Source organism: Bacillus kalamii (genome assembly GCF_047238185.1).
GTDB lineage: Bacteria > Bacillota > Bacilli > Bacillales > DSM-1321 > Bacillus_AD.
Map to the genome: position 1 here is coordinate 224848 of NZ_JBDFMI010000001.1, position 12720 is coordinate 237567.

General features: G+C 42.3%; 16 protein-coding genes. 11 read left to right on the forward strand and 5 right to left on the reverse strand.

Annotated elements, in window-relative coordinates; translation table 11 throughout:
- Nucleotides 1-25: 25 nt before the first annotated feature.
- A complete protein-coding gene (locus ABC357_RS01165; protein WP_412885746.1) occupies nt 26-355 on the forward strand; it encodes a YuzD family protein in 330 nt (109 codons plus the stop codon).
- A 62-nt stretch (nt 356-417) separates the two neighbouring features.
- Here ABC357_RS01165 and ABC357_RS01170 read toward each other — a convergent pair whose 3' ends face one another.
- On the reverse strand, nt 418-1485 hold the full coding sequence (locus tag ABC357_RS01170; RefSeq protein WP_412885747.1) for an NAD(P)/FAD-dependent oxidoreductase: 1068 nt from the start codon (nt 1483-1485) through the stop codon (nt 418-420).
- Between the two features lie 322 nt (nt 1486-1807).
- Between ABC357_RS01170 and ABC357_RS01175 the strand changes: the two genes are divergently transcribed.
- The gene (locus ABC357_RS01175; RefSeq protein WP_412885748.1) at nt 1808-2047 is read left to right on the forward strand and encodes a YuzB family protein; all 240 of its coding nucleotides are present in this window, start codon (nt 1808-1810) and stop codon (nt 2045-2047) included.
- A 50-nt stretch (nt 2048-2097) separates the two neighbouring features.
- On the opposite strand, the gene ABC357_RS01180 is transcribed toward ABC357_RS01175, so the two are convergent.
- Nucleotides 2098-2787, reverse strand: a complete 690-nt coding sequence (locus tag ABC357_RS01180; protein ID WP_412885749.1) for a DUF2225 domain-containing protein — start codon at nt 2785-2787, stop codon at nt 2098-2100.
- A gap of 185 nt (nt 2788-2972) precedes the next feature.
- Between ABC357_RS01180 and ABC357_RS01185 the strand changes: the two genes are divergently transcribed.
- The gene (locus ABC357_RS01185) at nt 2973-3335 is read left to right on the forward strand and encodes a HesB/IscA family protein (protein ID WP_412885750.1); all 363 of its coding nucleotides are present in this window, start codon (nt 2973-2975) and stop codon (nt 3333-3335) included.
- Nucleotides 3336-3553: 218 nt separating this feature from the next.
- Here ABC357_RS01185 and ABC357_RS01190 read toward each other — a convergent pair whose 3' ends face one another.
- Nucleotides 3554-4549 (reverse strand): NAD(P)/FAD-dependent oxidoreductase, encoded by a 996-nt coding sequence (locus ABC357_RS01190; protein ID WP_412885751.1) that lies wholly within the window; start codon nt 4547-4549, stop codon nt 3554-3556.
- A 437-nt stretch (nt 4550-4986) separates the two neighbouring features.
- Between ABC357_RS01190 and ABC357_RS01195 the strand changes: the two genes are divergently transcribed.
- From ABC357_RS01195 to ABC357_RS01215, 5 genes are all read left to right on the forward strand, one after another.
- Nucleotides 4987-6192 carry an NAD(P)/FAD-dependent oxidoreductase gene (locus ABC357_RS01195; protein ID WP_412885752.1) on the forward strand — a complete coding sequence of 402 codons (1206 nt, stop codon included), beginning with the start codon at nt 4987-4989 and terminating at the stop codon, nt 6190-6192.
- Nucleotides 6193-6263: 71 nt separating this feature from the next.
- A complete protein-coding gene (locus ABC357_RS01200; RefSeq protein WP_412885753.1) occupies nt 6264-6746 on the forward strand; it encodes an NUDIX domain-containing protein in 483 nt (160 codons plus the stop codon).
- A 141-nt stretch (nt 6747-6887) separates the two neighbouring features.
- Entirely contained in the window at nt 6888-7010 is a 123-nt protein-coding gene (locus ABC357_RS01205) for a YuiA family protein (RefSeq protein WP_412885754.1), read from the forward strand.
- A 136-nt stretch (nt 7011-7146) separates the two neighbouring features.
- Entirely contained in the window at nt 7147-7470 is a 324-nt protein-coding gene (locus tag ABC357_RS01210) for a YuiB family protein (RefSeq protein ID WP_412885755.1), read from the forward strand.
- A 592-nt stretch (nt 7471-8062) separates the two neighbouring features.
- Nucleotides 8063-8734, forward strand: coding sequence for a 3D domain-containing protein (locus ABC357_RS01215; RefSeq protein ID WP_412885756.1), 672 nt, complete (start codon nt 8063-8065; stop codon nt 8732-8734).
- Between the two features lie 24 nt (nt 8735-8758).
- On the opposite strand, the gene ABC357_RS01220 is transcribed toward ABC357_RS01215, so the two are convergent.
- Together ABC357_RS01220 and ABC357_RS01225 are read right to left on the reverse strand one after the other, a co-directional pair.
- On the reverse strand, nt 8759-9550 hold the full coding sequence (locus ABC357_RS01220; protein WP_412885757.1) for a cobalamin-binding protein: 792 nt from the start codon (nt 9548-9550) through the stop codon (nt 8759-8761).
- A gap of 84 nt (nt 9551-9634) precedes the next feature.
- The gene (locus ABC357_RS01225; RefSeq protein WP_412885758.1) at nt 9635-10111 is read right to left on the reverse strand and encodes a divergent PAP2 family protein; all 477 of its coding nucleotides are present in this window, start codon (nt 10109-10111) and stop codon (nt 9635-9637) included.
- A 219-nt stretch (nt 10112-10330) separates the two neighbouring features.
- Here ABC357_RS01225 and ABC357_RS01230 point away from each other — a divergent pair, with 219 nt between their 5' ends.
- The 3 genes from ABC357_RS01230 (at nt 10331) to ABC357_RS01240 (ending at nt 12715) form a co-directional block, all read left to right on the forward strand.
- Nucleotides 10331-11830, forward strand: coding sequence for a leucyl aminopeptidase (locus tag ABC357_RS01230; protein WP_412885759.1), 1500 nt, complete (start codon nt 10331-10333; stop codon nt 11828-11830).
- A 99-nt stretch (nt 11831-11929) separates the two neighbouring features.
- Nucleotides 11930-12181 carry a hypothetical protein gene (locus tag ABC357_RS01235; protein WP_412885760.1) on the forward strand — a complete coding sequence of 84 codons (252 nt, stop codon included), beginning with the start codon at nt 11930-11932 and terminating at the stop codon, nt 12179-12181.
- Nucleotides 12182-12328: 147 nt separating this feature from the next.
- Entirely contained in the window at nt 12329-12715 is a 387-nt protein-coding gene (locus ABC357_RS01240; RefSeq protein ID WP_412885761.1) for a PaaI family thioesterase, read from the forward strand.
- Nucleotides 12716-12720 lie beyond the last annotated feature (5 nt).

Sequence of the window (12720 nt, forward strand, 5' to 3'; positions counted from 1 at the left end):
TAAGGAAAAGAAAGGGGAAAGAGTGATGACGGCACCTGCGATTGAAATCATTGTATACGGCGCAGAGCAAATCTGTGCCAGCTGTGTAAACTTGCCATCTTCAAAAGATACGTATGAATGGCTGGAAGCGGCGCTTGAACGCAAATTTCCGGGACAGCCCTTCTCGGTCGCATATGTGGATATCTACGGTCAACAAGAAGATGAAGAAAAAGCAGCCTTCAGCAAGCGAGTGATAGAGGAGGATTTGTTTTATCCGGTTGTAGTCATTAAAGATGAAATTATCGGAGAAGGCAACCCGCGACTGAAGGATATTGTGAAAGAAATGGAACGGTACGGCTACCATATAAGCGAATAGGCGGCATCCCGCTCCACAAAAAAGGAAGGATTGCCTGAGCATCCTTCCTGAACTAAAACCTATCAACCGTTATGATATTTATACATCCATAAAATGCCGGATTTTAAGATGCGGGCAACCCTTCCTGTGATCGGGCGGTCAGCAACCAGGCCAAAGCCATGTTTTTTCCCGAGTGAGCCAAGTGTTCCTTTTAGCTTGATTGAAGGGAAGCTTTCTGGGAGGGGCTCGTTTTTCCATTTTTTTTCGAGGACCGTAACGATTTGTTCTGCCTGGCCTTCGGCAAGCTGGGCGCTTGGAGCATAGTCTAGGCTTGCGCAATCCCCTACGACAAAGACGTTTTCATAACCAGGGATAAAATGCTGGGGTGTCAGCTTTACTCGGTTCTGTTTATCTTTTTCAACCGGTAGGTCACGTACAATTTTGCATGGCTGAATTCCGGCAGTCCATACAATAACATCGCTCTGGAAACGGTCTTCATGGTTATATAAATATTGGTCTTCTACTTTTGTAATGTTGGAACGGCTGACGATTTCTACATTATGCTTATGGAACCAATTCTCGATATAGGTACTCAGTTTAGGCGAGAATGATGATAAAATCAGCTCGCTTCGATCGAAGATTTTTATGTTTAGGTCAGGGCGGCTCTCTATTAATTCGCTTGCAAGCTCGACACCGCTAAGTCCGGCACCTACGATACTGACCGTAGCGCCTTTTCCAAGGTTATTTAGGGCCTGATAGGTTCTTCTAGCTTGATCAATTGTCTGGATGCTGTAAGTCAGTTCCTCTGCTCCAGGCACGTTATGGTATTTATCTACACATCCAAGTCCGATGATTAAATCATCATAAGAGATAGAATCGCCGTTATCTAACGTTACCTTGTTTTCTTTCAAAGAAATGTGTTCTACATTACCGCCTACATAATTCAAGCGCGGATGTTCCGGAAAGGATACCCGGACATGCTGATCAGGGATGGTACCTGCCGCTAGCGCATAATGTTCAGTCTTAAGGCTGTGATAAGGATTACGGTCAATCAATGTAATTGATACATCTTCAGGCAGGTTATTCGGCAATAATCGCTGGAGTACCCGCATCCCGCCGTATCCTCCGCCCAATATAACTAGTTTTTTCATCACATATATCCCCTTTGCTTTTTTGCTATTGATGGTGATGATTCTCCCATTCCGTAGACAATTGGGCCAAATGAATGTTTATCCCTGAACATTACTTGGCTTGACCATATATTGTCTCCCATACCATAGGCTAGTATATCGAAAATGTGTCGAAACTACAACAATATTGTAAAATATCCGTATTGGCTGAATATTGAACCTATTTTTACGAACGCATCCGCTGTGTATATCTGAATATGTCATAAGGGCACCTTCTTTATAGGAAAGGTAGACATGTGGAAGGTTTTGGATGTATTCTAACAGAAGGTAAAGAGGTGAAAAAATGATTAAGCCTGTGGTTGAATTCTGTGTAAGCAATCTGGCAAATGGTTCCTATCCGGCTCTAGAAAAGCTGGAGAACGATTCCAATATAGATATCCTTGAATATGGCTGCCTGAATTATTGCGGAAAATGCGATCATTATATGTATGCCCTCGTGAATGGAGAGATGGTTACAGGTGATGATCCGGAGGAATTAGTGTCCAATATCTATGAATTCATTGAAGAAAATCTGATTTATTGAAAAAAACACAAGGTCCTTGTGTTTTTTTCAATATAAGCAACTGTCATCTTTTATTTAGCGTTACGTTCTTCCCTAATGGTTTGCCAACGTTCCTTTGCCATTTTGACGGCTTTGGGGTCTAAACTTTTGTTTTGGCTCTCAATAACTTTGGATAAGTATTTAATGGATTCATCTGCTTGTCCCAGCCTATACAAGAGCTCACCGATCATGTACAGTATCCGGACTTCTGTCATGGAGCTATCATGGAAATCGCCGGTGGAATAGCTTTGATTGTATTCTTCCATCGCCATTCGCAAGAACCGCGCCTCCTGCATATGCTGGTCTATCATTCTGTATAGCCAGGCAATCCTCATATAAATGCCTGCCAATATGATGTGTTTTTCTTTTTTTAATGTGCCCGATAGAGAAGCGAGTTTATAAGTTTGAATGGCATCCTCAATGCTTCTTTTTCCGCCAAAATCATGAGGAACCCATTGGTTGCATATTCTGGATTGAATAGCTTCTTTTGTTCCAGGTGCAAAAAATGGAGAGAATTGCTCTGAAAAAGCATAACCGCATTTTGGGCAGACTACAATGTGGTAAAGAAGGCCGTTTTCAGAGCCGGAAGTATAAACAGGCCGAAAATCTGTGTCATACGAATGGATCTTGATGAATTTAGAGCGTAATTTTTGGGATGTGAAGGTTTGCTGACATAAAGGGCATACCAGTGTATGTTCATAAAGTGCTGTAATCTGATCCATGTTGCTCCCTTCTTTCTTATAAATGAATAAGCCTGATTATTTCTATTATACTAAATAGAGGGATAATAACGGAGCTGATGTTTAAAAGGCAAACCGTAAAGAATCCGATAGTTGAGCAAAAACGGATTTTTTGTATATACTTGTAGTAGAAGTAGCTTCCAATAGCTATCATAGGAGGTTAAAAGATGGAACAAATTATTACGATTACCGAATCAGCGGCGCTTCAGATAAAGGAAATGATGAAAAACAACGAGGAAGAAGGCTCATTGCTGCGAGTAGCAGTCCATGGCGGAGGATGCAGCGGATTATCCTATGGACTTGGCTTCGCGCTTGAAGTGAACGACGATGATATTAAGCTTCAGGAGCAAGGCATCGATATTGTTGTGGATCAGGAAAGTTCTTTAATTTTAAAAGGGACAGTCATTGATTACAAGCAATCCATGATGGGCGGAGGCTTTATCATCAATAACCCGAATGCGATTGCTTCATGCGGCTGCGGTTCATCTTTCCGGACTGCGACGAATGCAGGAAGGCCGGAAGAGTGTTAAGTGATTTGCACTCTTAAGAAAGAGGCAGGCAAAAAATATTTCAGTTAAAGAAAAATCCGAACTATGATGTGAAATTCTTAATAGAGTTTCATGTCAGTTCGGATTTTTTCAGTTTATGGATTTCCCAAGATGAAATTATACGTCTAATGCCTCAGCCAAAGCTTTTGGCTGAGCCCCTGTCTTAAGCTTCTCGGGGAGGATCATCGCTTTCGCTTTTGTTATATCTTCATGGCCGTGCTGTGCATTGGTTGGACGCGGGCTTTTGGATCGATGTATGATTTAGCGTTGTTGACGGCAGTAGGCGCTTCACCAAACCCAGTGGCAATCAGTTTTACTTTGCCGTCATATGTGCAAATATCTCCAGCAGCATAGATGCCCGGGATATTCGTTTCCATTTTGGAATTGACCACAATGGAGTTTTTTTCGATTTCAAGTCCCCAATCTTTAATCGGCCCTAAGGAAGAGATGAATCCGAAGTTTACAATCAATGAATCTAATTCGATTGTTTCTTTTTCATCGTTATCAGGATTTTCCAGTACAATTTGAATAACCTTTTCATCGTCTCCGATAATTTCAGTAGGTACGTATGGTGTTTTCACGTGTACTTTGGATTGATGGAGTTTTTCTACGCTATGTTCATGAGCCCGGAATTTATCGCGCCGATGGACAATGTATACTTCTTCAGCAATATCTTCAAGCATAAGCGCCCAGTCAACAGCGGAGTCCCCGCCGCCGCACACGACAACCCGTTTGCCGGCAAAGCTGTTCAGGTCGTCGATAAAATAATGGATATTCGACTTTTCGTATTTGGCTGCTCCTTCTAGCTCGAGTCTCCGCGGCTGAAATGCTCCATTTCCTGCGGTAATGATTAATGTCTTGGTGTAATGTTCATCCTTGTCAGTTGTTAGTTTAAGGATGCCATCCGCTTGTTTCTCAACATTTTGCAAAGTTTCTTCCAAAGCGATTACCGGATCGAATTTCTTCATTTGTTCCTTAAGATTGTCCACCAGTTCCTGGGCACGGATAGTAGGAAATCCAGCAACATCCAAAATATGTTTCTCTGGATATAGCGCAGTGAGCTGACCTCCCAAATGGGGTAAGCTTTCAATTATTTTAACGGAAGCTTGTCTCATGCCGCCGTAAAAGGCTGTAAATAGTCCTGTTGGTCCTCCACCTAGAATGGTAATATCAAAGATCTGTTTTTCATCACTCACTTTAATTCCCCCTTTGTGATTAAACCACAATGTCATATTCATTCTACCATATACACTATGGTTTTCCCCTAATGATAAGCTATCATGATGTGATTCCGCTATAGTTTTTTGAATATTCAGTCCTTTATTTTATATGTATGCGTTTTCTTTTGTAAAGTACAAAAAATTAAGGGAAAATTAAATATTTCGCCATTCGAAATGCGCTTGAAAATCAGTATGAAAGAAGCTAATATAAGTTAGGTTAGAATGTTAACATTTTGTGTCCGATTTATGGATGCTTATATGGTTGTAAGTGAATGTTTTCACATACTGAAAGAAGATTTGCACAATTAGTTTATGTTTTAAATATCATGCTGGATTCTACATGTAATATGTATTTTTCAACATACTAATATACACACATCAGTGATAAAACTTAAAAAGGTGGATTTTGACTCGTGAATAAGCCGAAAATAGTAATACTTGGAGCAGGATACGCAGGGTTGACAACAGTAGCGCGACTACAAAAAACAATGAATGCTTCTGATGCAGAAGTTATTCTTATTAACAAAAACGATTTTCATTATGAGACGACCTGGCTACATGAAGCTTCTGCAGGCACACGCGATTGTGACCGCGTATGCTATGATATCGCAGACGTTTTAAAGAAAGAGAAGATTACTTTCATTAAAGATGAAATTGTGGAAATCAAAAAAGACGAACAAAAAGTAATCCTTTCTAATGGAGAAGTATCATACGATTATTTAGTGATCGGTGTTGGTGCGATCCCTGAAACGTTTGGTATTAAAGGTCTACAAGAGAATGCCTTTATGATCAGTAATGTGGAAGGCGCACGTAAAATCCGTGAGCATATTGAATCCAAATTTGCTAATTACCACTCCAATAAGAATGAAGACCAATTGACGTTTGTTGTGGGCGGAGCAGGATTTACAGGCATTGAGTTCCTTGGGGAATTAGTGAACCGTGTTCCCGAATTATGCAAAGAGCATAAAATCAATCCGAATGATGTTAAGATCCTTTGCGTAGAAGCAGCACCTACTGTTTTGCCTGGTTTCGATAAAGACCTGGTGGATTATGCAGTCAAGTTTCTTGAAGACAGAGGAGTGGAGTTCCGTATTGGAACGGCCATTAAAGAATGCACAGAAACCGGCATTGTTGTAAGCCATGGTGAAGAAACAGAAGAAATCCCAGCAGGAACTGTGATTTGGGCTGCCGGCGTCAGAGGAAATCCGCTAGTAGAGAACTGTGGAATCGAAACCATGCGAGGACGCGTAAAAGTGGATAAAGATCTTCGCGCTCCGGGTGAAAAGAATATCTTTGTCATTGGAGACAGTTCATTATTTATCAATGAAGAGATCGACCGCCCTTATCCTCCGACTGCACAGATTGCCATGCAACAAGCAGAGATTTGCGCTAAAAACCTGAAAGCGTTAGTTCGTGGAGAACAGACCAGAGAATTCGTTCCGAATCTTAAAGGAAGCGTATGCTCCCTTGGGGAAAAGGATGCAATCGGGTTGGTCTTCGGCAAGAAATTGAAAGGAAAGCCTGCTTCATTCATGAAGAAGGTTATCGATAATCGCGCTTTATTCATGGTTGGCGGAGTGCCATTAGTGATGAAAAAAGGAAAATTTAATATACTGTAATAAGATAAAGAAAAACGTCCTTCTCACCGTAGCGGGGCGTTTTTTTGTCAAAAGGGAATGGAGGAATGGATATGGCGGAGCGTTGCAGAAATGTGTGGCTAGGGGTTTCCGGACTGGTCATCAACGAGCAGGGAGAATGGCTGGTTGTCAAAAAGAAATACAGTGGGTTGAAAGGGAAGTGGTCCTTGCCTGCGGGTTTTGTTAAACCGGACGAAACGGCAGATGAAGCAGTGGTACGAGAGGTAATGGAAGAGACGGGTATACATACAGTCGTCAAAAGTCTAATCGGGCTAAGAAGCGGTGTTCTCGCAAGTGGATATAGCGATAATATGTTGATTTTTTTGCTGCAGCCTACTAGTACCGAGGTCATTCACCAAGAAGAAGAATTGATGGAAGCCACTTTTCTTTCTCCGGAAGCTTTAAAAGAAGACCGCGATAGCTCTCTTTTATTGGGAGAATTAATGGAGAAGATGAAACTGAACGGCCAGCGATTGAATGACGGTTTAGACCCAGGAAAGGAATTCGGCTATCTTTCCTATAAATTATTTATATAAGAAAAAACAGAATAAGAATGAGAATAATGGCGGTAATGAACGATGTATTCGCTTTCATTAGCGTTTAAGGAGAAATATAAGTATTTGAATAATTAGAATTTTCTGTTATTATTTCTTTACACTTATTCCTAAAGGAGTTGGATGAAAATGAATGCGATTGAAACAAAGCGGTGCGATTACTGTGAAGGCCAAGGCTATTATCAACTACTTTTAGGAGGAACGGAAACCTGTCTCAGTTGTGAGGGAACAGGAAAGAAGAAATAAATGACATAGGAAACTTCCTTAGATAATAAGGGAGTTTTTTTATGTTTAATATTTCTTTTATTTACAATTGTTGGTTGACTGGTCTTGTGTTATTCAGTAAACTGAATTTGATGTATCAAAGGGGGATCCGAGCTTTATGCCATTAACTATACCGACATTAATCATATCTATTGTCCTATTCTTTATTTTATTTTTCGGAATCGGTTTTCTTTTGAATATGCTATTCAGAGCATCGTGGATCATGGCGGTATTGTTTCCGCTGGTTGCTCTATATATTATCAATAATGTTAAGCTGGTTTCCTATTTGAAGGAACCTGGAAGTTCTTTTTCCCATTTGGGGGAAAGGTTGGCTGCTATTGCTGCTCCTGACATCATCATACTGGGCTGTGGTTTTCTCGGGGCTGTTGCTTCCGGTTTTACGATGAAAGTGCTGCGGAAAAAGGGTTATCAAATGTTTTAAGCCGATAGTCGGAGCAATATCGAAAAAGCAAATTGTTTATAAATGTAAAGAAAAGGAAGCTGGATGTTGGCTTATAATTGCCGATAAGAATGCTGACATATAAATAAAATACAGCCATCCTGATTCAGGTTGGCTGTATTTTTGTTGGGGAAGCCAGATCAATTATTTATTGATTTAGGTTGAAACAGCACATAATTGCATAAAGGTGAGCATAAACCTCTTGAAGGCATTTGTTCACATCATTCTTTTGGAGAAATCTTACTGGAAATATTGGTTTGGATGGCAAACGTAAAGGTTGTAAATTTCGAATGGCCTTGTCTGGCAGTATGCTGTACTGTGGAGTTTTTCCTTTAATGATTTTAAAGTAATAGATTTCTTCGCAGGGGCTATTTGATAGCTGCGGCTGAACATATAAACATAAGCAGAAAATGAATCTATTTAGGAAGAGGTTCATTCTATGATTGTTAGTCTGTTCATAATGTGACTCCTTCTGCCCATCTCCAGGGCGCATATCCTCTTTTGTTTAACTTGTGTTTTGTATACTTTTCTCGGCTCCTGGGCAGAATAGGTTCCGAGAGGAGTGAAGAATTAAATGAAGCAGGTATATAAAAAAGGAATAAAAAGAGCGGGCATTGCATTGCTTGTAATAGTTGCTTTACAATCTACTTTTTTTCAATTGACGGGTGTGAAGGCAAGCGATTTGTTGCCTCTTAGAGATTATTATACTTCGAGCAGGGATTATTTCATGCAATTAAAAACCCTGCCGACCTTATCAACTGGTACAGAGCTTTCAGCCGAAACAGAAGTGGTAGTGCCTCCTACACTGGCTGACCAAGTGGCAATGGGGCAATATCCGAAAGTAAAGGTTCTGGCAACCGGCTATACAGCGGGTGTGGAATCTACCGGCAAGAGCATAAGTGATCCATCATATGGGATCACGTATTCGGGAGTCAAAGTCAAACGCGATTTATACAGTACAATAGCGGCCGATTTAAATGTGTTTCCGATCGGGACTATCCTATTTATCCCTGACTATGGGTACGGAGTGGTAGCGGATAAAGGAGGGGCCATTAAAGGGAACCATTTGGATCTTTATTATGAAACGGTCGATGATGTCTATAATAAATGGGGCAAAAAAGATGTTGAAGTGACGATTATCTCTAAAGGCAATGGCAAATTGACTGAAGAGGAACTAACAGCCCTAAACGAAGATGAAACCATGCAGGCATTTCGCCAGCAATTTACGGAAGAACAGAAAAAGTAAGCCATGAACAATTCATGGCTTTTTTTAATTGTTTAAAGGGAATGTACCAGGATGTAAGATGTCAGCCAGCTGTCGCAACCCTTCCAGTAAACGTGGTGATGGCCTGCAATAAAGCTCTTCCTCCATTATATAGATGCGTCCTTCCTGGACTGCTGCAAGCTCCTGCCATCCAGCGCGTTTTCGGATCAGATCTGGGTTCATCCGGGAAGTGGCGACGCCTACCCAAGAAAGCAATATGATGTCCGGTTTTCTCTTAAGAACATCCTCTGAGGAAACTTGGACGCTGGCCAGTTCAACATCACTAAATATATTGTGTCCCCCTGCCAGCATGCTGATTTCGGTCAGCCAGTTGTAGCCTCCGGGTGTAAAGAGCGGATTTGGCCACCATTCCCAAAAAACGTTAGGCTTTGTTTGGAGGTTTTTCGATATTTCTCTAAAGCATTCAATTTCCTCCAGAAATTGCGCCGCTTTTTCTTGCGCCAATTTGCGCTTGCCTACTGCTTGGCCGATCTCAATCATGCTAGCCGCGATTTCTTCGAGACTGTTTGGATTAAGGACGATATGTGGAATTTTGCGTGCCTTCAGCGCTTCGACATTCTTCTCCATGCCGGGAACGCTTAAAGAGGCGAGTACAAGGTCTGGTTTCAGTTGTTCAAGGGCATCCATGTCAATGGATAAATCCGGACCCAAGCGAGGCAAAGAAGAAGTGATCTCCTCAGGATAATCGGAAAAATCATCTATACCGGCCAATTGCCCGGCAATTCCCAGTTCGGCACAAATTTCTGTATTGCTTGGACATATGGATATAAGCCTCATTTTTCCCCTCCTTGTAAAAAAGGCTGCAAAGAGTGAACTGTCTGCAGCCTGGATTCTTTTTTGGTTTTCCATTTGCGGATGGGGTCAATACACCCAAAAATGGAGTAGAATGCTGATTACTATTCCTGTTATCGCCCCGAAAAAAACTTCTATCGGCTTATGGCCGAGTAATTCTTTCAGTTTCTTTTGTTTTTGCTGATTTTCTTGGTGGGGCCACTTTTTGGCTTCGTTCACGAATGTTGTAAAGTCATGGACAAGCTGATTAAGGACGGCTGCCTGCTCCCCTGCTTGCCGGCGTACCCCTTTTGCATCGAACATCGTAATGATTGCGAAAATGACTGAAACTGCGAATAGGGGAGACTGGACGCCACTTTCATAGCCGACAGCGGTCGCAAGGGCCGTGACTGCCGCAGAGTGTGAACTTGGCATTCCTCCCGTGCTTGTGAGCAGGGACCAATCCACCCGGCCAGTTGCGATAAACGTAATCGGCACTTTGACAAATTGAGCGAAAAATATAGCTATGAATGAAGCGACTAATGGAAAATTCATGATTAATTCCACAACATCACCTTCTTTCTTTTCATTATAATACTATTTGGACTTTTACAAAATATTTATGGAAGTATAGAATTACTTAAGGCGGCCATTTTATTATTTGTCATCAGTGGCACATAAGGCCGAGATTTTGTTAGTTTTCCTTGAAAAAGCAATTTTTATAGGTGCTGCACGATATTTAAACTGGTGATAATGGTATACGGCATAAAGAATGGAGGAGTTAATATGGTTACTTTACAACAATGGAATGCAGATGCAGAAATAGAATGTTTAGTGGTGGGAGTCCACTATCCCGGCTTTATGCTGAAAGGGGCGGCGGCGACTTGCGATGACGCATTGGAAGGGAAAATAGCAGAGTTGATCAGCTCCAATGATATTTCCCCGCAGAAAAAACATATTACAGTAATTCACACATTAGGCAAGCTTAAGACAAAGCGCCTTCTTTTTGTAGGCTTGGGAAGAGAGAAGAGGGTCAGTGAAGAAGATTGGAAGGAAGGGATGGCAAAAGCATTCCGTAAAATAAAAGAAATGAGATTGAAGGCAGCCTCGATCGACCTGGATTCGCTGATAGGAGATCAAATGCCGGCAGAGCGCGCTGCTGCCTTGCTGGGGGAAGTTTACATGCAATCTCTTTATACACTGGAAACGTATAAAAGAAAGCCGAATAAGCCAATTGTCCAAATTGAATCTTTGGCTTTATATACCACAGAAAAAGAAGAGCAGATAGAACAGTCATTACATAAAGGCTTCGTGTATGGGAAAAGTACAAACTACGCCCGTACACTGGTGAATATGCCGCCTAATATTCTCACAGCATCCGCACTTGCTGATCAAGCAAGGGAGATGGCGGAAGAATATGGATTTGAATGCGAGATTCTGGGCAAGGAGCAAATGCAGGAACTTGGCATGGGAGCTTTGTTGGCTGTGAATCAGGGTTCTACCGAGCCGCCGGCAATGATTACACTGAAATATCAGGGGAAGGACAACTGGAATGATGTAATCGGTTTGGTCGGAAAAGGAGTCACATTTGATACCGGGGGATATTCGTTAAAAACAAAAGATGGCATAGTCGGCATGAAAACAGATATGGGCGGTGCTGCAGCTGTTCTTGGCGCCATGAAGATCATAGGGGAGCTGAAACCTGCCCAAAATGTCGTTGCAGTCATTGCGTCGACCGATAACATGATCAGTGCGGATGCCTTTAAGCCGGATGATGTCATCACCTCCTTAAGCGGAAAAACAATAGAAGTGCTGAATACAGATGCTGAGGGCAGACTGGCATTGGCTGATGGAGTTACCTATGCGAAGCAGCATGGCGCTAACTATCTTGTTGATGTGGCTACATTGACTGGCGGCGTTATCGTCGCTCTTGGAAACGACATGACAGGAGCATTTACAAATAACAGTGCATTCTTTGGAAAAGTGAAACAGGCTTCAGAGTTGACTGGAGAGCCTATGTGGCAGCTGCCTATTACGGAAAAAGATCAAAAGCGCGTCAGAAACAGCCTGATGGCCGATTTGAATAATTCACCGGGCCGGGAAGGCCATGCCATAATGGGGGCTGCTTTTGTCGGTGAATTTGCAGAAGAGACGCCGTGGGTCCATCTCGACATTGCCGGAACATCTGTTACGAAGAAACCGAATGAACAGCAAACACCAGGTGCAACGGGTGTTATGGTGAAAACACTAGCCCAGCTTGTATTGGATTTTACTCCTCAAAAATAGGTTTTCTATTATTAAATTCCTGTTGATAGTAGATATGCCCAGTCCAAATGGATCATATGAGCATAGAAATAGTGTACAGCCTAAAAAAGGAGTGATCCTATGTATGCCCGCAGGCCCAATCAGTACGGCAAAGGTTATGGCGGCGGTCCAGGAGGCCCCGGATGGAACCCCTTTTTCTTTGGAGGCGGGTTCGGAGCCCCATTTTTGGGGGGCGTGATCGGCGGTCTGGTCGGAAGCGCCCTTGTTCGTCCGAGGCCGCAGTACCCACCGCCGCCATATGGGAATTACCCTGCACAGCAGATGCAACAGATACCAGGATATCCATATGGCGGAGGATATTACTATTATTGAAAAAAGACAGCTCCCGATAATGAAGGAGCTGTTTTTTTTGCTGCTTATTTGGAAGGGTGAACTGTAAAAAGTTTAGCAAATCTATATTATAATGAAGGAACCTCTAGAGGGGCTATCGAAAAAGATACAAGGAGGAGGAATGGATAGATGAATTTAGAAAATACGTTGATTGAAACACTTGGAATGGAAATTGTTACACTTGAAGAAGGCAAGGTTGTGGCTACGATGCCTGTAGATGGCAGAACGCGCCAACCGTTCGGCTTATTGCATGGCGGAGCTTCCGTCGCTTTGGCTGAAACGGTAGCCAGCATAGGGGCTGTACACTTGGTTGACCAGCAGAAAGAAGCGGCGGTAGGTTTGGAAATCAATGCAAACCATATCCGCGGGAAAAAGGAGGGGATTGTAACGGCACATGGAACACTGCTTCATCGCGGAAGAACCACAATGGTTTGGGAAGTTAAAATTGTGGACGAGCAGGAGAAGTTGATTTGCGTGTCCAGATGTACAATGGCTGTGATACAAAAAAAAGAATGACCAAA

Bases quoted from the DNA above. Each gene is read 5' to 3' on its own strand.
- ABC357_RS01165 (WP_412885746.1), top strand. From the start codon at position 26: ATGACGGCACCTGCGATTGAAATCATTGTATACGGCGCAGAGCAAATC.
- ABC357_RS01170 (WP_412885747.1), bottom strand. From the start codon at position 1,485: ATGAAAAAACTAGTTATATTGGGCGGAGGATACGGCGGGATGCGGGTA.
- ABC357_RS01175 (WP_412885748.1), top strand. From the start codon at position 1,808: ATGATTAAGCCTGTGGTTGAATTCTGTGTAAGCAATCTGGCAAATGGT.
- ABC357_RS01180 (WP_412885749.1), bottom strand. From the start codon at position 2,787: ATGGATCAGATTACAGCACTTTATGAACATACACTGGTATGCCCTTTA.
- ABC357_RS01185 (WP_412885750.1), top strand. From the start codon at position 2,973: ATGGAACAAATTATTACGATTACCGAATCAGCGGCGCTTCAGATAAAG.
- ABC357_RS01200 (WP_412885753.1), top strand. From the start codon at position 6,264: ATGGCGGAGCGTTGCAGAAATGTGTGGCTAGGGGTTTCCGGACTGGTC.
- ABC357_RS01205 (WP_412885754.1), top strand. From the start codon at position 6,888: ATGAAAATGAATGCGATTGAAACAAAGCGGTGCGATTACTGTGAAGGC.
- ABC357_RS01210 (WP_412885755.1), top strand. From the start codon at position 7,147: ATGCCATTAACTATACCGACATTAATCATATCTATTGTCCTATTCTTT.
- ABC357_RS01215 (WP_412885756.1), top strand. From the start codon at position 8,063: ATGAAGCAGGTATATAAAAAAGGAATAAAAAGAGCGGGCATTGCATTG.
- ABC357_RS01220 (WP_412885757.1), bottom strand. From the start codon at position 9,550: ATGAGGCTTATATCCATATGTCCAAGCAATACAGAAATTTGTGCCGAA.
- ABC357_RS01230 (WP_412885759.1), top strand. From the start codon at position 10,331: ATGGTTACTTTACAACAATGGAATGCAGATGCAGAAATAGAATGTTTA.
- ABC357_RS01235 (WP_412885760.1), top strand. From the start codon at position 11,930: ATGTATGCCCGCAGGCCCAATCAGTACGGCAAAGGTTATGGCGGCGGT.
- ABC357_RS01240 (WP_412885761.1), top strand. From the start codon at position 12,329: ATGAATTTAGAAAATACGTTGATTGAAACACTTGGAATGGAAATTGTT.